The organism is Streptomyces sp. NPDC047028 (genome assembly GCF_040644095.1).
Lineage (GTDB): Bacteria > Actinomycetota > Actinomycetes > Streptomycetales > Streptomycetaceae > Streptomyces.
The window spans coordinates 103,370-129,802 of record NZ_JBEYVS010000005.1; the positions used below are offsets into that span (position 1 = coordinate 103,370).

A 26,433-nucleotide genomic window follows, 5' to 3' on the forward strand; every position below is an offset into this window, starting at 1 on the left:
CCATGCAGCAGAACCGGACCCGCACCCTGATCCGCCCGGCCGCCGTCGGGACGCTGGCCGCCGCCGCGCTCGTGCTGACCGGCGCCACCACGGCCACGGCCGCCCCCACGCCCCCGGCCGTCCCGCACGCCTACAGCGCCGGCCAGCTCGCCTCCGCCCGCGCCGTCGCCGGTGACGACACCACGCTCGGCGTGCTCAAGCGGTTCTTCGCCCACGACCCGGACCACGGCAGCCACACCGCCACCCCGGACCTGGTCGGCGGCAAGCCGGCCGCGCCAAGGCTCACCGGCGCGGGCACCACCGTGTACACGCTGAACGCCGACTTCGTCGCGGGCCACGCGAACGCACCGGTCGCCAAGCCGGCGTTCGTCGCCACGGAGGCGGTCTCGGCGACCGGCCAGCGGGCCTCGGTGTGGAGCGTCCACACCGCGAAGGGCTGGCAGGTCGTCAACATCGCCAGCGGCGCCGACGAGACCTCGTACGCCGCCAAGGCGCACGGCGACGGCACCGTCTTCCGCGAACCACAGGTCAACGCCTGGTACGTGCTGCGCGGCAACCGGGTGCTGCCGCTCAACACCGAGGCGCGGGCCGCGATCGGCGCCCACGGCACCTCCGTGACGGGGTACCGGCACCACGTCCAGAAGGCGTACGGCTCCCGGCTGGCCGGCTCGGCGTACGACCGCGGCGGCTACGCGGGCGGCTTCGGCAAGGCGTCCGGCCGGGCCGCCGCACGGGCGGCCGGCGCGCAGACGTCCACCGTGGCCTCGGGCACGCCGGGCACGCCGGGCACGTCCGCCGGCGGCACCGGCACCGTGGCGGGCCTGGGTGCGGCGGGTGCCGCGCTCGCCCTGGCGCTCGGCTTCGCCGCACGCCGCCGCCTCGGCCCGCGCCTGCGGCAAGGTCCCGGATCGCGATGACCTGACCGGTCGCGATCCGACGGGGGGGTTGTGCGATCGGCGGTGACCCCACACACCGCCCGCACGCCGGCGGGGAGAGGTCCCAGAAGTCCGGGCCGGTCCGGGGAGGTCCGAGACCGGCCCGGCACCTTCCGGGACCTCTCCCCTGACCCACCGGCGTCACACCCCCGCGGGCTCCCGTTCCTTCACCTCAGCCGCCGCCGGCTTCTCGCCCTCGCTGAGGCCGAAGCGCTGGTGGAAGCGGCGCAGGGGGGCCGGCGCCCACCAGGTGGCGCGGCCGGTGAGCCGCATGATCGCCGGGACCAGCAGGCTCCGTACGACCATCGCGTCCATCAGCACCGCGAGCGCGATGCCGAGTCCGAGCATCTTGGTGTTGGTGACCCTGGAGGTGCCGATGGCCACCATCACCACCGCGAGGATGACCGCCGCGGCGGTGATCAGCCCGCCCGTGCGCTGCAGACCGTGGCGCACCGCCTCGGTGTGGTCGCCCGTGCGGTCGTACTCCTCCTTGATGCGGGACAGCAGGAACACGCCGTAGTCCATGGAGAGGCCGAAGGCCACGCAGAACATCAGCACGGGCAGGGTGGTCTCGATGGAGCCGGGACTGGTGAAGCCGAGGGCGCTGGAGAAGTGGCCGTCCTGGAAGACCCAGACCACCGCGCCGAACATGGCCGTCAGGCTGAGCGCGTTGAGCACGACGGCCTGCAGGGGTATCACCACGCTGCCCGTGAGCAGGAAGACCAGCAGCAGGGTGACCACCGCGATGAACGCCCCGGCCCACGGCAGGTGTTCGGCTATGGCGTGTTTGGAGTCGACCAGGACGGCCGCCGTACCGGTCACCTTGGTGTCGAACGGGGCGTCCAGCGCGCGCAGCTCGCCGACCAGGCGCTGGGCGGGGCCGTCCACGAACTCGCCCCTCGGCTGCACGGTGAAGTAGGCGGAGTCGCCCCTGACCAGCGGGCCGTCGACGCGGACCACCTCGGGCAGGGCGGCCACCCGCTGCTTGTAGGCGGCGTACTGCGCCTTCGTCGCCCGGCCCTCGGCGAGGACTTCGAGGCCGCCGCCGGGGCTGCCCGGGAAGTCCTGGCGCAGATGCTGCTGCACCACGTGCGACTCGGCTCCCGCGGGCAGCTGGCGGTCGTCGGCGGTACCGAACTTCACGCCCAGGAAGGGCAGTCCGAGGAGGACGAGCAGGGCGGTGGTGCCGAGGGCGAAGAGCGGGGCGCGGCGCATCACCAGGGAGGCGGCTCCCGCCCAGGCCGTGCCCTCGGCGCCGGAGGGTCTCGGGGCGCGACCGCGACGGAACAGACGCCGCAGATCGAGGGAGTTGACCCGGTGGCCGAGCAGGATCAGGGCGGCCGGCAGGAGGATCAGGGCGGCCGCGGCCGCGAGCAGCACCACCGCGATGCCCGCGTAGGCGAACGAGCGCAGGAAGTACTGCGGGAAGACCATCATCGCGGCCAGGGACACGGCGACGGTGAGGGCGGAGAACAGCACGGTGCGCCCCGCCGTGCGCAGGGTCGTGCCGACGGCGGTCAGCGGGTCGGCGCCGGTGGCCAGTTCCTCGCGGTGGCGGCGGACGATGAACAGGGCGTAGTCGATGGCGAGGCCGAGGCCGAGGGCCGTGGTGAGGTTGAGCGCGAAGACGGAGACGTCGGTGAACGCCGTCAGGCCGCGCAGCACCGCGTTGGTGCCGAGGATCGCGACGATGCCGATGCCCAGGGGCAGCAGTGCCGCGACGGCGCTGCCGAAGACCATCACCAGCAGGACGAGGGTGATCGGCAGGGCGATCATCTCGGCGCGGGTCAGGTCCTCCTTGATGGTCGTCTGCATCTCGTGCCGTACCGCGACGATGCCGCCGACCCTCACCCGCACCGGCCCGTGGACGCCCCGGAGACGCGGGGCGACGCGGTCCAGGGTCCGGCCGGTCGCGTTGTCGTCGCCGGTGATGCGGGCGGCGATCAGCGCCTCGTGGCCGTCCTCGGCCCGCAGGGCGGGCGAGTGCCTCTGCCAGTAGGAGCCGACGCCGGTCACGCCCTTCTCCTTCGCCAGCCGCCCGGCGAGAGCGCGGCCCTCGGCGGCCACCGCCGGGTCGTCGACCGAGGCCCCACCGGAGTCGACGAGGAGGACGAGGTTGGGCTGGGAGTCGGGGAACTGGCGCTCCAGCGCCTTGGTCGCGTAGGTCGACTCGGCGGCCGGGTCCTCCCAGCCGCCGCTGCCCAGATGGTCGGCGACACCGCTGCCGGCCAGCACCGCGAGAGCGGTGAGCACCAGGGCGACGAGCAGTGACAGCCGGGGCCGGGCGGTCACGAACCGGGTCCAGCCACGGGGCGGCGGGGGGCCCTCCCCGGCGGGCTGTGCCTTGTTGACTTCGGTCATCGTGCGGTGTCCCCTTCACCGTGACCAGTGCGATCGCCGTACGCGCGCACGGCGGCGCAGGGCAGCATGGGTCGTCCATTGCCACATAGACTGGCAAACACGAGTGATCGCTCGCGTTTCTCAAGAATGCGAGTGGGCACTCGCATTTGTCAATCGCGTTCGGAGAGCTGGGGACAAACGTGTCCGACACCTCGGAGAAGGAGCAGCCGCGCCGCCGCCAGGCCCGCGGCGAGCGGCGCATCGCCCAGTTGCTGGAGGCCGCCGCGTCCGTCTTCTGCACGACCGGCTACACGGCCGCCAGCACCAACGCGATCGCCCGCGAGGCGGGAGTCTCGCCGGGCACGCTCTACCAGTTCTTCCCGAACAAGGAGGCGATCGCGGTCGAGCTGGGCGACCGGCTCATGCACGAGATGCGGGACGCCTACGGCGAGGCGCTCGCCCCGGTCGACCCCGTCACCCCGCTGGAGGAGGCCGTCGGCGCGGCCGTCGACCGGTTCATGGCCTTCAACACGGAGCACCCGGTGTTCTTCGCGCTGATGCACGGCCCCGACATCCCGGGCCGGATCGCCGAGGCCCACGACCAGCTGCACGCGACGCTGGTGGGCCGCGTCGAGGCCCTGCTCACCTCGCTCCTGCCCGACGCGCCCCCCGCCGACATCACCCGTACGGCCCATGTCTGTCTCGGCATCTACAAGGCCGGCCTGGAGCTGGTCGTCCGCCACGAGGGAGCCGAGCGCGAGGCGTACGTCCAGGAGATCAAGGACGTCCTGGTCCGCTACCTCGACCCCCTCGTCGGCGACCGCCTCAGCCAGGGCTGAGCGATGGCGGGCGCGTCCGCCCGCCCCCGGTACGGCTCGCCGAGCACCGGGGACCACTCTTTGAGAAATACCCCCTAGGGGTATAACCTGAGGAGCGTGGGGTTCCCTCGCGGACCCCGGCAGCCCCATCGGCTCCACCTGCCTCGACGAGGAGAACGACATGAGCGCCCAGACCGACACCCCCGGCTCCGTCACCGCCGTCTACAAAGTGAGCGGCATGAGCTGCGGCCACTGCGAGGGCTCCGTGTCCGGCGAGATCTCCCAGCTCCCCGGCGTCACCTCCGTCCAGGCCGTGGCCGCGAGCGGCGAGGTCACCGTCGTGTCCGAGGCCCCGCTCGACGAGGAGGCCGTCCGCGCCGCCGTCGACGAGGCCGGCTTCCAGCTCGTCGGCACGGTCTGAGAGCAGGCCCCGCGCTTCCCGGGGCCGGTCCGCGACCGGTCCCGGACGGAAACCTTTCCCCGACCGGGCCGTACCGACCAGCTCATACTGGACTCCGTACGGCCCGGTCCGATGTCTGGAGTCCGGACATGCCCAGCACCACCACCCAGCCGGCCACCCCGCCGGCCGCCGAGAGCGCGATAACCCCCTCGTCCGAGGTGGAGCTGCTCATCGGCGGGATGACCTGCGCCTCCTGTGCCGCGCGCGTGGAGAAGAAGCTCAACCGCATGGACGGTGTGAGCGCCACCGTGAACTACGCGACGGAGAAGGCGAGGGTCAGCTACGGCGACGGCGTCCAGGTCGCCGACCTGATCGCCACCGTGGTGAAGACCGGCTACACGGCCGAGGAGCCCCCGCCGCCGGAGCCCGAACCCGAACCGGAGGCCCCCGGCGACCGAACAACGGCCGAGGACCCCGAACTGGGCGCCCTGCGGCATCGGCTGCTCGTCTCCGCCCTGCTCGCCGTCCCCGTGGTGCTGCTCGCCATGGTGCCCGCGCTGCAGTTCGACAACTGGCAGTGGCTGTCGCTGACCCTGGCCGCGCCGGTGGTGGTCTGGGGCGGGGCGCCGTTCCACCGGGCCGCCTGGACCAACGCCCGGCACGGCGCCGCGACCATGGACACGCTGGTCTCCGTGGGCACGCTGGCCGCGTTCGGCTGGTCGCTGTGGGCGCTGTTCTTCGGCGACGCGGGCCGGCCAGGGCTGCACGACGAGTTCCGCTTCACCGTCTCGCGCATGGACGGCTCGTCCACCGTCTACCTGGAGGTCGCCGCCGGAGTCGTCGCGCTGATCCTGCTCGGCCGCTTCCTGGAGGCCCGCTCCAAGCGCCGCGCGGGCGCCGCGCTCAGGGCCCTGATGGAGCTGGGCGCCAAGGACGTCGCCGTGCTGCGGGACGAACGCGAGGTGCGGGTGCCGGTGTCCTCGCTGGCCGTGGGCGACCGGTTCGTCGTACGGCCCGGCGAGAAGATCGCCACCGACGGCACCGTCGTCGAGGGCGTCTCCGCCGTGGACGCCTCCATGCTGACCGGCGAGTCCGTCCCCGTGGACGTCGGCCCGGACGCGAAGGTCACCGGCGCCACGGTCAACGCCGGCGGCCGGCTCGTCGTCGAGGCGACGCGGGTCGGCGCCGACACCCAGCTGGCCCGGATGGCACGGCTGGTGGAGGACGCGCAGAACGGCAAGGCCGAGGTGCAGCGGCTCGCCGACCGGATCTCCGCCGTGTTCGTGCCCGTGGTCATCCTGATCGCGCTCGGCACGTTCGGGGTGCGGCTGGGCGTCACCGGTGACACCGTCGCCGCCTTCACCGCCGCCGTCGCCGTACTGATCATCGCCTGCCCCTGCGCGCTGGGTCTGGCCACGCCGACCGCGCTCATGGTCGGCACCGGACGGGGCGCCCAGCTGGGCATCCTCATCAAGGGCCCGGAGGTGCTGGAGTCCACGCGCCGCGTCGACACCGTCGTCCTGGACAAGACCGGCACCGTCACCACCGGCCGCATGACCCTCCAGGACGTGTACGCCGCCGACGGCACCGACGAGACCGAGGTGCTGCGGCTCGCGGGCGCCCTGGAGCACGCCTCCGAGCACCCCGTGGCCCGCGCGATCGCGGCCGGCGCCGAGGAGCGCACCGGGAGCCTGACGCCGGTCGAGCACTTCGAGAACGTCCCCGGGCGGGGCGTACGCGGGCGCGTGGGCGGGCGCGAGGTGGCCGTGGGACGCGGTCTGTACGACGAACTGCCGCCCGAGCTGGCCCGCGCCGCCGAGGAGGCCGAGCGGAACGGCCGTACGGCTGTCGTCGCCGGCTGGGACGGGCGGGCGCGCGGGGTGCTCGGCGTCGCCGACGCGGTCAAGGAGACCAGCGCCGAGGCGGTGCGCGAGCTGCGCGCCCTCGGGCTCACGCCGGTGCTGCTGACCGGGGACAACCGGACGGTCGCCGAGGCGGTCGCCCGGGCCGTCGGCATCGACGAGGTGATCGCCGAGGTCCTTCCCGAGGACAAGGTGGACGTCGTACGGCGGCTGCAGGACGAGGGGCGGACCGTGGCCATGGTCGGCGACGGCGTGAACGACGCCGCGGCGCTGGCCGGCGCCGATCTGGGGCTGGCCATGGGGACCGGCACGGACGCGGCGATCGAGGCCGGCGACCTGACGCTGGTGCGCGGGGACCTGCGGGTGGCGGCGGACGCCATCCGGCTCTCCCGGCGCACGCTCGGCACCATCAAGGGGAACCTGGCCTGGGCGTTCGGCTACAACGTGGCCGCGCTGCCGCTGGCCGCCGCGGGGCTGCTGAACCCGATGATCGCGGGGGCGGCGATGGCCTTCTCCTCGGTGTTCGTGGTGTCGAACAGCCTGCGGCTGCGCACGTTCCGCTGAAATCGCCCGAATCGCCCGGAGGACTTCCCGAGTTCGTCCCACGCGATGTAAGAGTCCCCCTAGAGTCCTGCGCGCGCCTCACATAAGCTCTTCACAAGGCTCGCGCATCATCCTTACGCTGGGAGCCCTGATCGCCGTATCGGGGCTCTTGCGTATCTAACGGACACATGCAAGAGATGCAGATCACAGTGATGCGAACGTAACCATCGAAGGGGTTCGAAGGTCTAAGTTGGCGATGTCAGTTCGGCGTCTTGGGGGGCGCTGACTGGCATCTGGGGATGTCTTGGGGGACTTCCTCAGAGATGCGTTGCCGGGGCACGTACACCGGGAAGCTTTGAGCGGCCCTCCCTGCGTGCGCTGTCCCGGCACCTCGCACCGCATCACTGGAGCACGGCGGGTTCGCCCGTCGTGCTCAGACAGCGAATTCAGGCGCTGTCCTCTCCGAGCGCCCGGCCGGATCCCGTGGGGGGAATCCGTACCGGGACATGGGAAGGCGCCCCTGCCGTCGGCCCGTGGGGGGACTGGCGACCGGGGCGCCTTCTTCTTTTCCGCTGTGTGCGCCGACCGGTTGGTCAGCGGGCCTCGACCGGCAACGGTCAGCGGGCCTCGACCGGCACGAAGTCGCGCTCGACGACGCCCGTGTAGATCTGGCGGGGGCGGCCGATGCGGGAACCCGGCTCCTTGATCATCTCGTGCCACTGGGCGATCCAGCCCGGCAGCCGGCCGAGGGCGAACAGGACCGTGAACATCTCGGTCGGGAAGCCCATGGCCCGGTAGATCAGGCCGGTGTAGAAGTCCACGTTCGGGTAGAGGCTGCGCGAGACGAAGTAGTCGTCGGAGAGCGCGTGCTCCTCCAGCTTCAGCGCGATGTCCAGCAGCTCGTCGGACTTGCCGAGGGCGGACAGCACGTCGTGCGCGGCGGCCTTGATGATCTTGGCGCGGGGGTCGAAGTTCTTGTAGACCCGGTGGCCGAAGCCCATCAGACGGACGCCGTCCTCCTTGTTCTTCACCTTGCGGATGAAGGAGTCGACGTCGCCGCCGGAGTCGCGGATGCCCTCCAGCATCTCCAGCACGGACTGGTTGGCGCCGCCGTGCAGCGGGCCCCACAGGGCGTTGATGCCGGCGGAGATCGAGGCGAACATGTTGGCCTGGGAGGAGCCGACCAGGCGGACCGTCGACGTCGAGCAGTTCTGCTCGTGGTCGGCGTGCAGGATCAGCAGCTTGTCCAGGGCCGAGACCACGATCGGGTCCAGCTCGAAGTCGTCCGCGGGGACCGAGAACGTCATGCGCAGGAAGTTCTCGACGTAACCGAGGTCGTTGCGCGGGTAGACGAACGGGTGACCGATCGACTTCTTGTACGCGTACGCCGCGATCGTCGGAAGCTTGGCGAGCAGGCGGATCGTGGAGAGGTTCCGCTGCTTCTCGTCGAAGGGGTTGTGGCTGTCCTGGTAGAAGGTGGACAGCGCGGAGACGACCGAGGACAGCATGGCCATCGGGTGGGCGTCGCGCGGGAAGCCCTTGTAGAAGTTCTTGACGTCCTCGTGCAGCAGGGTGTGCCGCGTGATCTCGCCCTTGAACGTGGAGAGCTCGTCGACGGTGGGCAGCTCACCGTTGATCAGCAGGTAGGCCACCTCCAGGAAGGTGGAGCGCTCGGCCAGCTGCTCGATCGGGTAGCCGCGGTAGCGGAGGATGCCCGCCTCGCCGTCGAGGTAGGTGACGGCGGATTTATAGGCGGCCGTGTTGCCGTAACCGCTGTCCAGCGTCACCAGACCGGTCTGGGCGCGGAGCTTCCCGATGTCGAAGCCCTTGTCACCGACGGTGCTGTCGACCACCGGGTAGGTGTACTCGCCGTCGCCGTACCGCAGTACTACAGAGTTGTCGCTCACGTCTTCCCTCACCGACGTAGTGCCTCATCTTCGAGGTGCCCTGACTGTCTCTACCATCCCCCATTTGGCTCAGGAGAGTGCACTCGGGGTCGACCATTGGGCCTATTGGCGGCACTCAGTGCCGCCAACCTGCTCATCCTGCCCCCTTTGCGGGGCTACCGGAAGTGCTCTGTGACCTTCGTGACTCATTTGATCGATCATTTTTCGCGATGAGCCTGAAGTCGAGGGCCGTGCAGCGCCGTCCGGCCGACACCGTGCGCACCGCCTGCCCGATCGCCTTGCGCGAACCGACGAGCACGACGAGCTGTTTCGCCCGGGTGACCGCCGTGTACAGCAGGTTCCGCTGCAGCATCATCCAGGCGCCCGTGGTGACCGGGATGACCACCGCCGGGTACTCGCTGCCCTGCGAGCGGTGGATGGTCACCGCGTACGCGTGCGCCAGTTCGTCCAGTTCATCGAACTCGTACGGCACCTCCTCGTCCTCGTCCGTCAGCACGGTCAGGCGCTGCTCGACCTGGTCGAGCGAGGTGACCACGCCCACGGTGCCGTTGAAGACACCGTTCTTCCCTTTCTCGTAATTGTTACGGATCTGGGTGACCTTGTCGCCGACACGGAAGACGCGCCCGCCGAACCGCTTCTCCGGGACGTCCGGCCGGCCCGGGGTGATGGCCTGCTGGAGCAGGCCGTTGAGGGTACCGGCGCCGGCCGGGCCGCGGTGCATGGGCGCGAGTACCTGCACGTCGCGGCGCGGGTCGAGCCCGAACCGGGCGGGCAGCCGCCGCGCGGCCACGTCCACGGTGAGTCGGCCGGCCTCCTCGGTGTCGTCCTCGACGAAGAGGAAGAAGTCCTTCAGGCCGTCCGTGAGCGGATGGTGACCGGCGTTGATCCGGTGCGCGTTGGTGACCACCCCCGACTGCTGGGCCTGCCGGAACACCCGCGTCAGCCGCACCGCCGGCACCGGGCCGCCCTCGGCCAGCAGGTCCCGCAGCACCTCCCCGGCGCCGACGCTGGGCAGCTGGTCCACGTCCCCCACGAACAGCAGGTGCGCGCCCGGCGGCACGGCCTTCACCAGCTTGTTGGCGAGCAGCAGGTCCAGCATGGACGCCTCGTCGACGACCACCAGGTCGGCGTCCAGCGGCCGGTCCCGGTCGTAGGCCGCGTCCCCGCCGGGCTTCAGCTCCAGCAGCCGGTGCACGGTGGACGCCTCGGCGCCGGTCAGCTCGGCCAGCCGCTTGGCGGCGCGGCCGGTGGGGGCGGCGAGCAGCACCTTGGCCCGCTTGGCGCGGGCCAGCTCCACGATGGAGCGCACGGTGAAGGACTTGCCGCAGCCGGGCCCGCCGGTCAGCACGGCCACCTTCTCGCTCAGCGCCAGCCGTACGGCCGCCTCCTGCTCCGGGGCGAGGTCGGCGCCGGTACGGGACTTCAGCCAGCCGAGCGCCTTGCTCCAGTCCACGTCGCGGAAGGCGGGCATCCGGTCCTCGCCGGTGCGCAGCAGCCGCAGCACCTGCCCGGCCAGGGACAGCTCGGCGCGGTGGAACGGCACGAGGTACACGGCCGTGACCGGCTCTCCCCCGTCGCCGCCCGGCACCTTCTCCCGTACGACCCCCGGCTCCTCCCCCTCCTCCCCCGGTTCGGCCAGCGCGGCGAGGCACTCGATGACCAGCCCGGTGTCGACCTGGAGCAGCTTCACCGCGTCGGCGATCAGCCGCTCCTCGGGGAGGTAGCAGTGCCCCTGGTCGGTGGACTGCGACAGGGCGTACTGGAGCCCGGCCTTGACCCGCTCCGGGCTGTCATGGGGGATCCCGACCGACTGGGCGATCTTGTCAGCGGTGAGGAAGCCGATGCCCCAGACGTCGGCGGCGAGCCGGTACGGCTGGTTCTTCACGACGGAGATGGAGGCGTCCCCGTACTTCTTGTAGATGCGCACGGCGATGGAGGTCGACACCTCCACGGTCTGCAGGAAGAGCATGACTTCCTTGATCGCCTTCTGCTCCTCCCAGGCGTCGGCGATCTTCCTCGTCCGCTTCGGCCCGAGCCCCGGCACCTCGATCAGCCGCTTGGGCTCCTCCTCGATGATCCGCAGGGTGTCCAGCCCGAAGTGCTGCGTGATGCGGTCGGCGAAGACCGGCCCGATGCCCTTGACCAGCCCGGAGCCGAGGTAGCGCCGGATGCCCTGCACGGTGGCGGGCAGCACCGTCGTGTAGTTCTCCACCAGGAACTGCTTGCCGTACTGCGGGTGGGAGCCCCAGCGTCCCTCCATCCGCAGCGACTCCCCCACCTGCGCGCCCAGCAGCGCCCCGACGACGGTGAGCAGATCCCCGCCGCCCCTGCCGGTGTCCACCCGGGCGACGGTGTACCCGTTCTCCTCGTTGGCGTAGGTGACTCTCTCCAACACCCCTTCGAGCACCGCGAACCGCCGCTCGCCACCCGTGGAACTCCCCGCCTCCTGAGCCATGATCCGACGGTACCGGCGAGGACTGACAACGAGCACTGTTACTGTGCGTGCCCGTGACACCGCGGCCCGGACGGTGGTGCCGGCCTGCGGGGCTGACGGGAGTGGGTGGGCACATGTACGACTACGACCTGTTGGTCGTCGGGTCGGCCAATGCGGACCTGGTGGTGGGTGTCGAGCGGCGGCCGGGTGCCGGTGAGACCGTGCTCGGTGGGGACCTGTCCGTGCACGCGGGTGGGAAGGGTGCCAACCAGGCCGTCGCCGCGGCCCGCCTCGGGGCGCGTACGGCGCTGCTGGCCCGGGTCGGCGACGACGACCACGGCCGGCTGCTGCTCGACTCGCTCCGCTCGGCCGGGGCGGACACGGTGGGCGTCCTGGTGGGTGACGTGCCGACGGGCGTCGCCCTCATCGCCGTCGACCCCTCCGGCGACAACAGCATCGTGGTGTCGCCCGGCGCCAACGCCCGTCTCGCGCCGGCGGACATCCGGGTGGCGGGCAGCCTCCTGTACGCCTCCCACGTCATCTCCGCGCAGCTGGAGATCCCGCTGGAGACGGTCGTCGAGGTCGTGCGGAACCTGCCCGAGGACAGCCGGTTCGTGCTGAACCCCTCCCCGCCCCGCCCGCTCCCCACCGAAGTGCTGGCCGCCTGCGATCCGCTGGTCGTCAACGAGCACGAGGCCCGGGTGATCCTCGGCGGGGCCCTCGTCAGCGAGGACCCCGCGGACTGGGCGCGGCTGCTGCTCGCCAAGGGCCCGCGTTCGGTGGTCGTCACACTGGGCGCACGGGGCGCGCTGGTCTGCGACGGCGCCGAGGTGACCCGGGTGCCGTCGCCCGAGGTGGACGCGGTGGACACCACGGGCGCGGGCGACGCGTTCGCGGCCGCCCTGGCCTGGCGCCTGGGCGCGGGCTCCCCGCTCCGGGAGGCGGCCGCCTACGCGGCCCGGGTGGGCGCGGCGGCGGTGACCAGGCGGGGCGCGCAGGAGTCGTACCCGACGGCGGCCGAGGTCGAGAAGCTGCACTGAACCGGCGGTTCCCACGGCCGTCGGGGCGGGTCGGCGTGCCGCCTCGGACCCTTCCGCGTCATCGCCGGCCCACGTGCGTCACGTACCGCTCGACCGTTTCCGTCAGGACCTCCCTGCCGTCGCGGGTCCACAACTCCTCGTTGAACAGTTCGACTTCGATGGGGCCGGTGTAGCCGGCGGCGTCCACGTGCTCCTTCCACGCCCGCAGGTCGATCGTGCCGTCGCCGAGCTGGCCGCGGCCGTTGAGGACGCCCGCGGGCAGGGGGACGGTCCAGTCGGCGAGTTGGAAGGCGTGGATGCGGCCCGCCGCGCCGGCGCGGGCGATCTGGGCGGGGGCCCGGTCGTCCCACCAGACGTGGTACGTGTCGACGGCGACGCCGACCTGGCCGGCGGGGAAGCGTTCCGCGAGGTCCAGGGCCTGGGCGAGGGTGGAGACGACGCAGCGGTCGGCGGCGTACATCGGGTGCAGCGGCTCGATCGCGAGGCGGACCCCGCGGTCGGCGGCGTACGGCGCGAGGACCGCGAGTGCGTCGGCGACGCGTTCACGGGCTCCGTGCAGGTCCTTGCCGGACAGGGGCAGGCCGCCGGAGACCAGGATCAGGGTGCCGGTCCCGAGGGTGGCGGCCTCGTCGATCGCCGCGTGGTTGTCGCCGAGGGCCTCCTGCCGCTCCACGGGGTCGTCCGCCGTGAGGAAGCCGCCCCGGCACAGGGTGGTGACGGTCAGCCCGGAGTCCCGCATCAGCTTGGCCGCCGCCTCGACGCCGTAGCGCCGGACCGGCTCCCGCCACAGGCCGACCCCGCGTACGCCGGATTCGGCGCACGCCTCGGCGAGTTCGGGGAGGGAGAGCTGCTTCACGGTCATCTGGTTGACGGAGAGGCGCTCCGGTGCCGGGTCCGCGCTCATCACATCACTCCGTACAGGGACAGCAGGGTTCTCATCCGGGCCTCGGCCAGATCCGGATCCGGGAACAGGCCCAGGGCGTCGGCGAGTTCGTACGCCCGGGCGAGGTGGGGCAGCGAGCGCGCCGACTGCAGGCCGCCGATCATCGTGAAGTGGTTCTGGTGACCGGACAGCCAGGCCAGGAGGACCACGCCGGTCTTGTAGTAGCGGGTCGGGGCCTGGAACAGGTGCCGGGACAACTCGACCGTGGGGTCGAGGAGTTCCCGGAAGGTCGCGGTGTCGCCGGTGTCCAGGGCGCGTACGGCCCCGGCCGCCAGGGGGCCCAGCGGGTCGAAGACGCCGAGCAGGGCGTGGCTGAAGCCCTGGTCGTCGCCCGCGATCAGCTCGGGGTAGTGGAAGTCGTCGCCGGTGTAGCAGCGCACGCCCGCGGGGAGGCGCCGGCGCAGGCCGGTCTCGCGCCGGGCGTCCAGCAGGGACACCTTGATCCCGTCGACCTTCCCGGGATGCGCGGCGATGACGTCCAGGACGGTGCGGGTCGCCGTATCGAGGTCGGGCGAGCCCCAGTAGCCCTCCAGCGCCGGGTCGAACATCGGGCCCAGCCAGTGCAGGACGACCGGCCTGGTGGCCTGGCGCAGGAGGTGGCCGTAGACCTCCAGGTAGTCGTCGGGGCCGGTGGCGGCGCGGGCCAGGGCGCGGGACGCCATGAGGACGGCCTGCGCGCCCGACTCCTCGACGACGGCGAGCTGTTCCTCGTAGGCGGCGCGGACCTCGGCCGGCGAGCCCGACGCGATCTGGTCGGTGCCCGCTCCGCAGGCGATACGGCCGCCCACGGCGGCGGCCTCGGCGGCGCTGCGCCGGATCAGCTCGGCCGCGCCGGCCCAGTCCAGGCCCATCCCGCGCTGGGCGGTGTCCATCGCCTCCGCGACGCCGAGCCCGTGGGACCACAGGTGGCGGCGGAAGGCGAGGGTGGCGTCCCAGTCGACGGCGGCGGGGCCGTCGGGGGTGGTGTCGGCGTACGGGTCGGCCACGACGTGGGCCGCCGCGAAGACCGTACGGGAGGTGAGGGGGGCGCCGGGGGTGAGGGCGAGGGGTGCGCCGCGCGGCTCGTAGGTGCTCCATCCGCCGGTGCCGTCCGGGAGCCGGATGCTCACAGCGTGACCTCCGGGACCTCCACGCGGCGGCCTTCGGCGGCGGACTTCAGCCCCAACTCGGCGAGTTGGACGCCGCGTGCGCCGGCCAGCAGGTCCCAGCGGTACGGGGTGCCGGCGTGGACGTGCTTCAGGAACAGCTCCCACTGGACCTTGAAGGCGTTGTCGAAGGTGCCGTTGTCCGGGACGTCCTGCCACTGGTCGCGGAAGACGTCACCCGCCGGGACGTCCGGGTCCCAGACCGGTCTGGGGGTCGCCGAGCGGTGCTGGGCGCGGCAGCCGCGCAGGCCCGCGACCGCCGAGCCCTCGGTGCCGTCGACCTGGAACTCGACGAGTTCGTCGCGGTGGACGCGGACCGCCCAGGAGGAGTTGATCTGGGCGACGGCGCCCCCGTCGAGTTCGAAGACGCCGTAGGCCGCGTCGTCGGCGGTGGCGTCGTACGGCCGGCCCCGCTCGTCCCGGCGGCGCGGGATGTGGGTGGCGGTGAGGGCCTGGACGGAGGTGACGCGGCCGAACAGTTCTCTCAGGACGTACTCCCAGTGCGGGAACATGTCGGCGACGATGCCGCCGCCGTCCTCGGCGCGGTAGTTCCACGAGGGCCGCTGGGCCTCCTGCCAGTCGCCCTCGAACACCCAGTAGCCGAACTCGCCGCGGACGGAGAGGATCCGGCCGAAGAAGCCGCCGTCGACGAGGCGCCGCAGCTTCAGCAGGCCGGGCAGGAAGAGCTTGTCCTGGACGACTCCGTGCCGGACGCCCCTGGCGTGGGCCAGCCGGGCCAGTTCCAGGGCGCCGTCCAGGCCGGTCGCGGTCGGCTTCTCGGTGTAGACGTGCTTGCCGGCCGCGATCGCCTTCCTGAGGGCCTCCTCGCGCGCGGAGGTGACCTGGGCGTCGAAGTAGACGTCGACGGTGGGGTCGGCGAGGACGGCGTCCAGGTCGGTGGAGACGTGCTCCAGGCCGTGCCGGCGGGCGATCTCCCGCAGGACGTGCTCGCGGCGGCCGAGAAGGATCGGTTCGGGCCACAGCACGGTGCCGTCGTCCAGGGCGAGGCCGCCCTGTTCACGCAGGGCGAGGATCGACCGGACGAGGTGCTGGCGGTATCCCATGCGTCCGGTCACGCCGTTCATGGCGATACGCACCGTCTCGCGTGTCACGTGGAGCCCCTTCCAGCCGCTTAGCAAGCGCTTTCTACCGCTGTCGAAGCTAGCCTCTCGGCAGCCGTCCCGACAAGGGCCGGTCGAGTCAAGGTTGTTCGAGGGGGCGAACAACCCGGGTGGTTGGCCGTATGGTCTGCTCGGCACGCCCCGCCGGCGCCCGCGGAACCGGGGCCGGGACGGGCGTGTCCAGGAAGACGTACGACCCGTACGACGAACATGCGCGACCGGAGGACGACGACATGACGGTGACCCTGGCGGACGTGGCGGCCCGCGCGCAGGTCTCGCCCGCGACGGTGTCGCGCGTGCTGAACGGCAACTATCCGGTGGCCGCGTCCACGCGTGACCGGGTGCTGCGCGCGGTCGACGAGCTGGACTACGTCCTCAACGGTCCCGCGAGCGCCCTCGCCGCCGCCACCTCCGACCTGGTCGGCATCCTCGTCAACGACATCGCCGACCCGTTCTTCGGGATCATGGCCAGCGCGATCCAGGGCGAGATCGGCGGGCCGGGCGGCCGGGCCGGCGGGGAACGGCTGGCCGTCGTCTGCAACACGGGCGGGTCGCCGGAACGCGAACTGACCTATCTGACGCTGCTGCAGCGGCAGCGGGCGGCCGCCGTGGTGCTGACCGGCGGGGCCGTGGAGGACGAGCCGCACGCGGCGGCGGTCGCGGCGAAGCTGCGGAAGCTGGCGGACGCCGGCACCCGGGTGGTGCTGTGCGGGCGGCCCCCGGTGCCGGACACCGGCGCGGTCGCGCTGGCCTTCGACAACCGGGGCGGGGCGCGGCAGCTCACCGAGCACCTGACCGGCCTCGGACACCGGCGGCTCGGCTACATCGCCGGCCCCGAGGAGCGGACCACGACCCGGGACCGGCTGGAGGGACACCGCCAGGCCCTGGAGGCGGCCGGCATCGAGGAGGACCCCCGCTGGACCGTGCACGGCCGCTACGACCGGCGGTCCGGGTACGAGGCCACGCTGGAGCTGCTGCGCCGGGACCCCTCGCTGACGGCTGTGGTGGCCGCGAACGACTCCGTCGCGCTCGGCGCCTGCGCCGCGCTCCGCGAGTCCGGCCGGCGCATCCCGGACGACGTCTCGGTGGCCGGCTTCGACGACCTGCCCTTCAGCGTCGACGCCGTCCCCGCTCTGACGACGGTACGGCTGCCCCTCGCCGAGGCGGGCGCCCGCGCGGGCCGCATCGCCATGAACCGCGAGGAACCACCCCTGGGCGGAACCGCCACGGTTCCGGGCGAGCTGATGGTCCGCGGCTCCACGGCGGTCCCGCGCGCGTGACGGGGCATCGGCTGCACCGAGGACGGCACGAGGGCACCTGACACCGCCCACTCCGCAAAGAAGGACACGAGGGCCCACCACACTCCCGCGCCCCCGGCACCACCCGCCCCGCCGAGGAAGGCACGAGGGCCCACCTCGGCCCCGCGCGCCCGACACCATCCGCTCCACCGCTGAGGCCCAAGGGCCCCCACAGCCGGCGCCCCCGACACCACCCGCCCCGCCGAGGAAGGCCCGTCGACTTGCCCGACCCCTTCGCTCCCTACGTCCCCCGCCCCCCGTCCCGTCCCGTTCCGGTCACCGCCGCGCTCAGCGAGGCGGCCCCGGGCGACCTCCCGCGCCTTGGCGCCCTCCAGGCGGAGGTGAGAGGAGGCACGGCGGAGCGGTGGGCCGACCGGCTGCGACGGCTCGTCGAGGGGGCGGGCACGGTCGTCGTGCGGGCGGACGTGGACGGGGAGACCGTCGGCTTCGGCAGTGCCGCCCTCCTCCCTCCGCACGCCGAGGACGGCGCACCCGGCGGCTGGTACCTGACCGGTGTGACCGTGGCCCCCTCGTGGCGCCGGCGCGGGATCGGCCGGGCCCTCACCCGCGCCCGCATGACCTGGGTCTTCGCCCGTGCCCCCGAGATCTGGTGCTTCGTCTCGGCCCGCAATCCCGCCTCCCTCGACCTCCACCGCGCCCTCGGCTTCCACGAACTCAGCCGCGGCCCCTCCTTCCAGGGCGTCCCCTTCGACTGCGGCGAGGGCGCCCTCCTCCGGGCCGGGCGGGAGGCACGGACACCCTGATCCTCGAATGGCGTCCGTGTTCTCCGTGGAACGCGGCGGCGGCGAGTAGGGTCGCTCTGCATGAAGCTGGCGTTTTCCACTCTGGGGGTGCCCGGGCTGCCGGTCGCGGACGTCGTGGCTCTGGCGGCCGGGCACGGGTATCACGGTGTCGAGATCCGGGCGCATGCGGAGGAGGCGGTGCATCCGGGCCTGGCGGTAGCCGAACGCGCCGACGTGGCCGGGCAGTTCAGGGCGGCCGGGGTGGAGGTGCTGGGGGTCGCCGGATACGCGCGGGTGGCCGCGCCCGGGGACGACGGCGTCGTGCTCGGTGAGATCCGGGAGCTCGTCCGGCTGGCGCACGACCTGGGCGCCCCGTACGTCCGGGTGTTCCCCGGCGCTGACCTCGGACGGCCGCGCGAGGAGTCGGACGCCATCGCGGCCCGGCGGCTGGGCACCGCCGCCGAGGACGCCGCCGCGCTCGGTGTCCGCGTTCTGCTGGAGACCCACGACTCGCACCGCACCGGCGCCGACGCGATCCGGGTCCTCGGGCCCGTCGGGCACGCGCACGTGGGCGCCCTGTGGGACGTGATGCATACCTGGCTGGGCGGGGAGCAGCCGTCGGAGACGTACGCGGCGCTCGCCCCGCATCTCGGGTACGTCCAGGTCAAGGACATCGCCTCCGCCGAGGACACCACCCCGCTGGCGCTCGGCGCGGGCGTGCTGCCGCTCACCGAGTGCGTGGACGTCCTCTCGCGGCACGGCTGGGACGGCTGGCTGTGCTGGGAGTACGAGAAGCGGTGGTACGAGGCCGCCGCCCCGCTCCCGGGACTGCTCGCCGGCGGTCGCGATCACCTCGTACGGCTGCTGGGCGAGGCCGCGTAGCGGTCGGCTGCGCGGATGCGGCGCGCGCAGCCCACAGGCTGGGCGCCGCCGAGTTCGACGTACAGGACCGTGCTGGCCGGACAGCGGGCACGGGTGGTGGTCGCGGTGGTGACCTTGTACTGGGGCCGGTGGTGCCCCGAGCCGTCGCACGCCGTCTCGCGTACCGCGCCGCGGCCCGCGCCGTAGACGCAGTCCCCGGCAATCGTGCGCGGCCCTCCGCCGCGGCCGGGGTCGCCGGGGTGCGGGGGTTCCAGGTTGCGCATGCAGGCGTAGCCCTGCGGGATGCCGGCGGTGCCGGAGGTCCGCTGCGCGCCGATGTGCAGGACGAAGTCGGTGGTCGGCGGGCAGCGGGGGCCGTCGCTGGTCGTGCCGTCGTAACGGGCGACGACCCTGGCGGCGGCCCGCTCGCCCGCGCAGGGCACCTCGGTGAAGCTGGTGGTGCCGAAGGAGCTGCACTCCCCGACCGCGAGGAACCGGGCGCCGTAGCCGGCGGGTGCGGTGGACGCCGGGGAGGCGGGGCGGCCGCCCACCGGGCTGCGGCAGCCGGTCAGGAGGAGCGCCGCGACGGCGAGGACCGCCACGAGGACGGGGCCCGCCGGCGGGAAGCCCGCCAGGACGGGCGTGGCCGGCGGGCGACGGTCCGCCGCGGTCCCGCGCATCGCCATTCCCCACTCACCCCCGCCCAGCGTGGCCCGCGGTGGCCGGGCCACGCCAGACATGAGCGGCGATTTCCGCCTTTTGGGGCGTTATGGGCCAAGTAGGGCGTACATCTAGTACGTCAACCCGTGACCGATGGGATACAGCACCTGCGCCGGATCGTCCGCCCGCTGCACCGGCACCGGCAGGGTGCCGCGCGGCGACACGCGTCCGGCGATCACCCGCGCGGCGGCGCGCAGTTCGACGTCGGTCCAGGAGTAGGACGCCAGGCAGCCCTTCACCGAAGGGAGCTGGGCCACGTCGTACGGGTTGCGGACGGCGATCGCCACGACCGGGCGGCCGGTCGCGGTCAGCCGCTCGACGAGGGTCCGCTGCGTGCTGCCCGCCGTCACGTTGTACGTGGCGACGACGACCGCGTCCGCGTCCCCTGCCGCGTCGACCGCCTTGGTGATCGTCGCGGCGGAGGGCGCAGTACCGGTGGACAGCGCGGTCGCGGTGAAGCCCAGTTCGGCGAGGGCGGCGGCCAGGACACCGGTGGGCGGGCCGGTGGTGCCGGACGGGGAGGCCGGGTCGGCGCCGACGACGAGGACCCTGCGCCGGGTACGGCGGTCGAACGGCAGGATGCCGTCCTCGTTGACCAGCAGGGTCGTGGTCCGCTCGGCGATCCGGTCGGCGGCGGCCAGATGGGCACGGGTGCCGACCGTCCGCTCGACGCCGGCGCTGCTCGCGTACGGCCGGTGGAAGAGGCCGAGGCGCGCCTTCAGCCGCAGGATCCGCAGGATCGATTCGTCGAGTCGCTGTTCGGTCAGCTCGCCGTCCTGGACGGCCTTCAGCACGGCGTGCCACGCCACGTCCAGCGAGGGCGGGTTGAGTAGCTGGTCGACGCCGGCCTTCAGCGCCAGCACCGGCACCCGGTCGTCGCCGTACTTGGTGCGCACGCCCTCCATGCCGAGGGAGTCGGTGACGACGACGCCGTCGTAGCCTAGTTCGCCGCGGAGGATGCCGGTGAGGATCGGGTGGGAGAGGGTCGCCGGGTCGCCGGAGTCGTCCAGGGCCGGGAACTGGATGTGCGCGGTCATGATCGCGTCGATGCCGGCCCGGACCGCCGCCCGGAAGGGCACCGCGTCCAGCTTCTCCCACAGCTCGCGGCTGTGCGTGATCACCGGGAAGCCGGTGTGGCTGTCGGTGGCGGTGTCGCCGTGCCCGGGGAAGTGCTTGGCGGTCGCCGCGACCCGGGACGCCTGGTAGCCCTTCACCTCGGCGGCGACCATCCCGGCGACCGCGTCCGGGTCGGCCCCGAACGACCGTACGCCGATGACCGGGTTGGCCGGGTTGACGTTGACGTCGGCGTCCGGGGAGTAGTCCTGGTTGATGCCCATCGCCCGCAGTTCGGCGCCGGAGATACGGCCGAGCGTGCGGGCGTCGGACCGCGAGCCCCCGGCGCCCATGGCCATCGCGCCCGGGAACAGCGTGGCCGGCTCCCCGACCCGGCACACGATCCCGTGCTCCTGGTCGGTCGTGATCAGCACCGGCAGGCCGCGCGGCTGCTCCAGCGACGCCCGCTGGATGCCGTTGGACAGGGCGGCGATCTGCTGGGGGTCACGGGTGTTGTGCGCCCACGCGAAGTAGATGATGCCACCGACCCGGTACTTGGCGATCAGCTCGGCGGCCGTGCGGACGCCGATCTCGTCGAGGTTGGCATCGATGTCGGCCTGGTCCGGGTCGGTGGCCGAGTGGCCGTAGACCCGCATCACGAACAGCTGGCCGACCTTCTCCTCCAGCGTCATCCGGGCGATCCGGGCGCGCAGTTCGCGGTCGTTCAGGGCGGCGGCGTGGGCGCTCGCGGGCAGGGCGAGTGCGGTGGTGAGGCCGGCCGTCACGGCGAGGACGCTGCGCCTGGACGGCCGACCGGTGCTTCCCGTGCCCCCCGTGCTGCCCGTACTTCCCGTGCTTCCCGTTGTTCTCGTTCTTCCCGTGCTGGTGTCGTGCACGTGCGCTCCTTCCGGAGGAGAACCGCTGAAGGAAACTTCCAGGGATCACGAATATCCGGGAAGTTTCTTTCCGTCAAGGGACCGCACAGGAACCGCGAGCCGCATGCGGACCAGGCGTCAGGCCCCCGTCGCCACCCCCGGGCCCAGGTGCCGGGCGAAGAAGCGGACCGCGCTGTCCGCCTCGAAGCGGGGCATCTCCTTGTGGGCGCCGCTGTTGGCGTGCAGGGTCTTCTCCTTGGAGGCGAACGCGTCGAACAGCGCGAGCGCGGACTCGCGCGGGATGTGCTGGTCGTCCCACTGCATGGCGAACTCGATGGGGATGGTGATCCGCCTCGCCGTCTCGGCCACGGTGTCGGGCCAGAAGAGGCCGAACACGGCGGCGGCGATACGGGGTTCGGCCGCCGCGAGGGGCACGCCGATCGCGGTGCCCATGTTGAGGCCGAAGTAGCCGACCGGTCCGTCGGGGCCGATCTCCGGCAGTTCCTGGAGCGCGTCCAGGGTGGCCCGCCATTCGGGTACGGCGCGCTCGGCGATGTGGGCGTTGTAGCGGGTGACGATCGGGCCGACGGGCTCGCCCGCCCCCATGGCCCGCTGCATCACGTCGATCTCGCGCTCGTCGTGCTCGGTGCGGGGCCGGCCGCCGTGGCCGGGCGCGTCGACGCAGACGACGTGGAACCCGCCGTCACTCACGAGGCGCTGGGCGCGGCCGACCACACCGGGCCACTTCTTGTGGGTGCCACCGCCGTGCCCCAGCAGGACCAGCGGCGCACGGCCGGAGCCGGGGGCGGGAGCGGATGCAGGGGCAGGGGCGGCCGGGGACCAGAGGATGCCGGGGATGTCGCCGAGGGTGAACTCGCGGGCGCGAACGCCGTTCGCCGAGGTCTCGGCGGTGAACCGAAGAATGAATTGGGAAGAAGACATGGCTGTCGCCTTTCGGGAGTGCCTGAAACGAGGCGCTCCCGGCGACGCTCTAAGTCAGTCGCCGACCGTGGGAGAGGAGGGGAGCACCCACACGGATCCTGCGTTCATGGGTCTCACCTCCTGGGTCGGTCGCACGGCCTCAGCGAGGCTACAGCCCGGCCGGCCACCCGCTCAACGCGATTACCCCTGGCCTCAGCAGAGGATCCACCCCGAGCTGACCGACCGGCCCCCGATCGTCCCCTTGACCCGGACGCAGCGGTGCCCGGCGTGGACGGTGACCGGGCCCGCGAGGAGTTTGTAGCGGCCTTTGTCGACGACCGCCCGGTTGCCGCGGGCCTGGATGCTGACCGACATCGTGCGCCGCGCGCCGGGCTTCGAGGCGACGGTGACCGCGCAGACGTAGCTGTCCCGCTTGTAGACGTGCACGCTGCCGGCGCCGAGGGACAGGGTCCGCACCTGGCGCCCGGCGCAGCCGCTCGCCGCCTCGGCGCTGCCGGGGACGGCGAGGGCGAACGCACCGGCGGCGGTCAGGACGGCCACGGCGAGCGCCAGGCGCCGCCGTATCGCACCACTGTCCACAGTCTCCCGCCCCTCGCTGCCGTGCATGCATCTGACGTACGTACAGATGTACGGACGCCCCACCCTTCCCGATGGTTGCACGGCCCTCAGCGGGTCACTCCGACCGGCTCCTCCGGTTCGGCCTCGCCGACGAAGGTCCGCCACAGCTCGGCGTACCGGCCGCCGCGCGCCAGCAGTTCCTCGTGGGTGCCGTCCTCGGCGACCCGCCCGTGGTCCATCACGACCACCCGGTCGGCGCGGGCCGCGGTGGTCAGCCGGTGGGCGACGACCAGCGTCGTACGGCGGCCCGCCAGACGGTCGGTGGCCTGGTTGACCTGGGCCTCCGTGGCCAGGTCGAGGGCGGCCGTCGCCTCGTCGAGGAGCAGGACGTCGGGGTCGACGAGTTCGGCGCGGGCGAGCGCGATGAGCTGCCGCTGGCCGGCCGACAGGTTGCGGCCGCGTTCGGCGACCTCGTGCAGGTAGCCGCCGTCGAGCGTGGCGATCATCTCGTGCGCGCCGACCGCGCGGGCCGCGGCCTCCACCTCGGCGTCGGTGGCGTCGGGGCGGCCGTAGGCGATGGCGTCGCGGACCGTGCCCGGGAAGAGGTACGCCTCCTGCGGGACGACCCCGAGGCGGTGCCGGTACGCGGTCAGGTCCAGGGTGCGCAGGTCGGTGCCGTCGACGGTGACCCGCCCGGCGGTGGGGTCGTAGAACCGGGCGACCAGCTTGACCAGGGTCGACTTGCCGGCGCCGGTCTCGCCGACGAAGGCGACGGTCTGCCCGGCCGGGATGGTCAGGTCGATGCCGGTCAGGGCGTTCTCGTCGTCGCCGTAGGCGAAGTGCACGTCCTCGAAGGCGATGTTCCCGCTGAGCGAGCGCACCTCGCGGGGCTGCTCGGCCGCCTTCGTCGACGTCGGCTCGCGCAGCAGCTCCTGGATGCGGCCCAGCGAGACGGTGGCCTGCTGGTAGCCGTCGAAGACCTGGGAGAGCTGCTGGACGGGGGCGAAGAACAGGTCGATGTAGAGGAGGTAGGCGACCAGGGCGCCGGTGGTCAGGGTGGCCGCCTCGATGCGGTGCGCGCCCGCGACGAGGACCGCGGCCGCCGCGACCGACGACAGCAGCTGCACGAACGGGAAGTACACCGAGATCAGCCACTGGCCCCGGATGCGGGCCGCGCGGTAGCTGTCGCTGCGCTCCGCGAACCGCCGGCCGCCGTCCGCCTCGCGCCCGAACGCCTGCACGATCCGCAGCCCGGACACCGACTCCTGGAGGTCGGCGTTGACCACGGACACCCGTTCACGGGCGAATTCGTACGCCTTCACGCTCGCCCGGCGGAAGAAGAACGTGCCGACGACCAGCGGAGGCAGGGTGGCGAAGACGACCAGCGCGAGCTGGACGTCGAGCACCAGGAGCGCGACCATGATCCCGAAGAAGGTGACGACCGCGACGAACGCCGTGACCAGCCCGGTCTGGAGGAACGTGGACAGCGCGTCGACGTCCGTGGTCATCCGGGTCATGATGCGGCCGGTCAGCTCGCGCTCGTAGTAGTCCAGGCCGAGCCGCTGGAGCTGGGCGAAGATCTTCAGGCGGAGCGCGTACAGCACCCGCTCGCCGGTCCGGCCGGTCATCCGGGTCTCCCCGGCCTGCGCGGTCCACTGCACGAGCACGGTGACCAGTCCGAGCAGGGACGCCGTCCACACCGCGCCGAGGGCGAGCTTGCTGACGCCCTGGTCGATGCCGTGCCGGATCAGCACCGGCAGCAGCAGGCCGGCCCCCGCGTCCACGGCGACCAGCAGCAGGCTGAGCAGCAGGGGCCGGCCGAAGCCGCGCAGCAGCCGGCGCAGGCCGTACGACTCCTCGGGCCGGACCGCCTCGGTCTCGTCGACGTCGGGGGTGTCGGTGGCCGGCGGCAGGGCGTCGACCTGGGCCAGCAGCTCGGGCGTGGCCGGGGTGCCGCTGAGGGCGGTGTCCTTGGGCGCCCGGTCGCCGGTCCACAGCCGGGGCGTGAGCCCGCGCTCGGCGTCGAACTCGGCGTCCAGCTCGTCGCGCACCGAGGTGTCCTCGCGCGGCTCGGCCGGCGGGGTGTGACCGGGCGAGACCCCGCCCAGCTCGTCCGGGTCGGTGAGCAGCCGGCGGTAGAGGGCCGAACGTTCCTGCAGCTCCTCGTGCGTGCCGATGTCGGCGAGCCGGCCGCCATCGAGTACGGCGATGCGGTCGGCGAGGTTCAGGGTGGAGCGGCGGTGCGCGATGAGAAGGGTCGTACGGCCCTCCATCACCTCCTTGAGCGCCTCGTGGATCTCGTGCTCCACGCGCGCGTCCACGGCGGAGGTGGCGTCGTCCAGGACCAGCAGCCGGGGGTCGGTGAGGATGGCGCGGGCGAGGGCGACGCGCTGGCGCTGGCCGCCGGAGAGGGTCAGGCCGTGCTCGCCGACCTTGGTGTCGTAGCCCTCGGGCAGCTCGCGGATGAACCGGTCGGCCTGGGCGGCGCGGGCGGCGGCCTCGATCTGCTCGTCGGTGGCGTCGGGGCGGCCGTAGGCGATGTTGCTGCGGACGGTGTCGGAGAAGAGGAAGGAGTCCTCGGGCACCAGCCCGATCGCGGCGCGCAGGGACTGAAGGGTCAGCTCGCGGACGTCGTGCCCGCCGACCAGCACCGCGCCGTGGGTGACGTCGTAGAAGCGCGGGAGCAGCAGCGAGACGGTGGACTTGCCGGAGCCGGAGGAGCCGACGACGGCCAGGGTCTCGCCCTGCCGTATCTCGAAGCTCAGCCCGTCGAGCACGGGCCGCTCGTCGTCGTAGCCGAAGGACACGGAGTCGAACTCGACGGTTGCGGGCGCGTCGGCCGGCAGGGTCCGGGTGCCGTCCGTCATGGTCGGCTCGGTGTCGATCAGCTCCAGGACCCGCTCGGTGCCGGCGCGGGCCTGCTGGCCGACGGTGAGGACCATGGCGAGCATGCGGACCGGGCCGACCAGCTGGGCCAGGTAGGTGGAGAACGCGACGAACGTGCCGAGCGTGATGTGCCCCTGCACGGCCAGCCAGCCGCCGAGCGCCAGCATGGCGACCTGCCCGAGGGCGGGGACGGCCTGAAGGGCCGGGGTGTACTTGCTGTTCAGGCGGATCGTGCGCAGGCGCCCCGCGAAGAGCCGTCGGCCGACCGCCCTGAGTTTCCCGGTCTCCTGCTCCTCCTGCCCGAAGCCCTTCACCACCCGGACCCCGCCGACCGCGCCGTCCACCACGCCGGCGACGGCGGCGGCCTGCGCCTGCGCGTACCAGGTCGCGGGGTGCAGCCGGCTGCGGCTGCGCCTGGCTATGTAGCCGAGCGCCGGGGCGACGGCGAGGGCGACCAGGGTCAGCGGCCAGGACAGCCACGCCATGATCACCAGGGATATCAGGAAGAGCAGCAGGTTCCCGATGGTCATCGGGAGCATGAAGAGCAGGCCCTGGATCAGCTGGAGGTCGCTGGTGGCGCGGCCGACGACCTGCCCCGTGGACAGCTCGTCCTGCCGGCGCCCGTCCAGCCGCGTGATCGTGCCGTACATCTCGGTGCGCAGGTCGTGCTGCACGTCGAGGGCGAGCCGGCCGCCGTAGTAGCGGCGTATGTAGGTGGCGGCGTAGACGAGGACGGCGGCGCCTATCAGGGCGCCGGCCCAGGGGGCCATCGAACGGGTGTGCGCCCCGATGACGTCGTCGATGATCACCTTGGTGAGCAGCGGGACCACGGCCATGACGGCCATGCCGGCGAGGGAGGAGCCGAGGGCGAGGATCACGTCCTTGGGGTAGCGCCAGGCGTATCCCGCGAGTCGTCTCGCCCATCCCCGTTGCGGTGTCACGCTGGCGCCCTCCGTTTGGCCTGGTCTTCCGCAAGACACCAACGCGTTCGGGGTTCGGCCGTATTCCG

Annotated in this window: 19 protein-coding genes; 8 read left to right on the forward strand and 11 right to left on the reverse strand. The window is 72.8% G+C overall.

All coding sequences use genetic code 11. The features are described from left to right. The first annotated feature begins 2 nt into the window (after nucleotides 1–2). Entirely contained in the window at nucleotides 3–917 is a 915-nt protein-coding gene (locus ABZ854_RS06890; RefSeq protein ID WP_361205732.1) for a hypothetical protein, read from the forward strand. A gap of 159 nt (nucleotides 918–1,076) precedes the next feature. Here ABZ854_RS06890 and ABZ854_RS06895 read toward each other — a convergent pair whose 3' ends face one another. Then, on the reverse strand, nucleotides 1,077–3,296 hold the full coding sequence (locus tag ABZ854_RS06895; RefSeq protein WP_361205429.1) for an MMPL family transporter: 2,220 nt from the start codon (nucleotides 3,294–3,296) through the stop codon (nucleotides 1,077–1,079). A 179-nt stretch (nucleotides 3,297–3,475) separates the two neighbouring features. Between ABZ854_RS06895 and ABZ854_RS06900 the strand changes: the two genes are divergently transcribed. From ABZ854_RS06900 to ABZ854_RS06910, 3 genes are all read left to right on the forward strand, one after another. After that, entirely contained in the window at nucleotides 3,476–4,114 is a 639-nt protein-coding gene (locus tag ABZ854_RS06900) for a TetR family transcriptional regulator (protein WP_129309084.1), read from the forward strand. A 160-nt stretch (nucleotides 4,115–4,274) separates the two neighbouring features. After that, nucleotides 4,275–4,514 (forward strand): heavy-metal-associated domain-containing protein, encoded by a 240-nt coding sequence (locus ABZ854_RS06905; RefSeq protein ID WP_361205433.1) that lies wholly within the window; start codon nucleotides 4,275–4,277, stop codon nucleotides 4,512–4,514. 128 nt (nucleotides 4,515–4,642) lie between these two features. Beyond that, complete coding sequence (locus ABZ854_RS06910) at nucleotides 4,643–6,919, forward strand: heavy metal translocating P-type ATPase (RefSeq protein ID WP_361205435.1); 2,277 nt, start codon at nucleotides 4,643–4,645, stop codon at nucleotides 6,917–6,919. A gap of 596 nt (nucleotides 6,920–7,515) precedes the next feature. Here the strand turns inward: ABZ854_RS06910 and ABZ854_RS06915 are convergent. After that, nucleotides 7,516–8,805 carry a citrate synthase gene (locus ABZ854_RS06915; protein WP_129309081.1) on the reverse strand — a complete coding sequence of 430 codons (1,290 nt, stop codon included), beginning with the start codon at nucleotides 8,803–8,805 and terminating at the stop codon, nucleotides 7,516–7,518. A gap of 133 nt (nucleotides 8,806–8,938) precedes the next feature. Further along, nucleotides 8,939–11,260, reverse strand: coding sequence for an ATP-dependent RecD-like DNA helicase (locus ABZ854_RS06920; protein ID WP_361205438.1), 2,322 nt, complete (start codon nucleotides 11,258–11,260; stop codon nucleotides 8,939–8,941). Between the two features lie 113 nt (nucleotides 11,261–11,373). Here ABZ854_RS06920 and ABZ854_RS06925 point away from each other — a divergent pair, with 113 nt between their 5' ends. Then, the gene (locus ABZ854_RS06925) at nucleotides 11,374–12,279 is read left to right on the forward strand and encodes a ribokinase (protein WP_361205441.1); all 906 of its coding nucleotides are present in this window, start codon (nucleotides 11,374–11,376) and stop codon (nucleotides 12,277–12,279) included. Nucleotides 12,280–12,337: 58 nt separating this feature from the next. Here ABZ854_RS06925 and ABZ854_RS06930 read toward each other — a convergent pair whose 3' ends face one another. The 3 genes from ABZ854_RS06930 to ABZ854_RS06940 are packed head-to-tail and all read right to left on the reverse strand — an operon-like array spanning nucleotide 12,338 to nucleotide 15,479. After that, nucleotides 12,338–13,183 (reverse strand): sugar phosphate isomerase/epimerase family protein, encoded by an 846-nt coding sequence (locus ABZ854_RS06930; RefSeq protein WP_361205443.1) that lies wholly within the window; start codon nucleotides 13,181–13,183, stop codon nucleotides 12,338–12,340. Then, on the reverse strand, nucleotides 13,183–14,331 hold the full coding sequence (locus ABZ854_RS06935) for a dihydrodipicolinate synthase family protein (RefSeq protein WP_361205446.1): 1,149 nt from the start codon (nucleotides 14,329–14,331) through the stop codon (nucleotides 13,183–13,185). The genes ABZ854_RS06930 and ABZ854_RS06935 overlap by 1 nt, the downstream gene beginning before the upstream one ends. After that, the gene (locus tag ABZ854_RS06940) at nucleotides 14,328–15,479 is read right to left on the reverse strand and encodes a Gfo/Idh/MocA family oxidoreductase (RefSeq protein ID WP_361205449.1); all 1,152 of its coding nucleotides are present in this window, start codon (nucleotides 15,477–15,479) and stop codon (nucleotides 14,328–14,330) included. Before ABZ854_RS06940 ends, ABZ854_RS06935 begins: the two co-directional genes overlap by 4 nt. A gap of 242 nt (nucleotides 15,480–15,721) precedes the next feature. Between ABZ854_RS06940 and ABZ854_RS06945 the strand changes: the two genes are divergently transcribed. From ABZ854_RS06945 to ABZ854_RS06955, 3 genes are all read left to right on the forward strand, one after another. Further along, a complete protein-coding gene (locus ABZ854_RS06945) occupies nucleotides 15,722–16,768 on the forward strand; it encodes a LacI family DNA-binding transcriptional regulator (protein ID WP_361205735.1) in 1,047 nt (348 codons plus the stop codon). A gap of 239 nt (nucleotides 16,769–17,007) precedes the next feature. Beyond that, nucleotides 17,008–17,550 carry a GNAT family N-acetyltransferase gene (locus ABZ854_RS06950; RefSeq protein WP_361205452.1) on the forward strand — a complete coding sequence of 181 codons (543 nt, stop codon included), beginning with the start codon at nucleotides 17,008–17,010 and terminating at the stop codon, nucleotides 17,548–17,550. Between the two features lie 60 nt (nucleotides 17,551–17,610). After that, a complete protein-coding gene (locus tag ABZ854_RS06955) occupies nucleotides 17,611–18,411 on the forward strand; it encodes a sugar phosphate isomerase/epimerase family protein (RefSeq protein ID WP_361205455.1) in 801 nt (266 codons plus the stop codon). Here ABZ854_RS06955 and ABZ854_RS06960 read toward each other — a convergent pair. The 5 genes from ABZ854_RS06960 to ABZ854_RS06980 form a co-directional block, all read right to left on the reverse strand. Continuing rightward, complete coding sequence (locus ABZ854_RS06960) at nucleotides 18,378–19,070, reverse strand: hypothetical protein (protein ID WP_361205458.1); 693 nt, start codon at nucleotides 19,068–19,070, stop codon at nucleotides 18,378–18,380. The genes ABZ854_RS06955 and ABZ854_RS06960 overlap by 34 nt on opposite strands. 111 nt (nucleotides 19,071–19,181) lie before the next feature. Beyond that, entirely contained in the window at nucleotides 19,182–20,948 is a 1,767-nt protein-coding gene (locus ABZ854_RS06965) for a glycoside hydrolase family 3 N-terminal domain-containing protein (protein ID WP_361205461.1), read from the reverse strand. A 228-nt stretch (nucleotides 20,949–21,176) separates the two neighbouring features. Then, nucleotides 21,177–21,980, reverse strand: coding sequence for a dienelactone hydrolase family protein (locus tag ABZ854_RS06970; protein WP_361205463.1), 804 nt, complete (start codon nucleotides 21,978–21,980; stop codon nucleotides 21,177–21,179). Between the two features lie 192 nt (nucleotides 21,981–22,172). After that, on the reverse strand, nucleotides 22,173–22,586 hold the full coding sequence (locus tag ABZ854_RS06975) for a hypothetical protein (RefSeq protein ID WP_361205466.1): 414 nt from the start codon (nucleotides 22,584–22,586) through the stop codon (nucleotides 22,173–22,175). A 59-nt stretch (nucleotides 22,587–22,645) separates the two neighbouring features. Then, complete coding sequence (locus tag ABZ854_RS06980; RefSeq protein WP_361205469.1) at nucleotides 22,646–26,365, reverse strand: ABC transporter ATP-binding protein; 3,720 nt, start codon at nucleotides 26,363–26,365, stop codon at nucleotides 22,646–22,648. Nucleotides 26,366–26,433 lie beyond the last annotated feature (68 nt).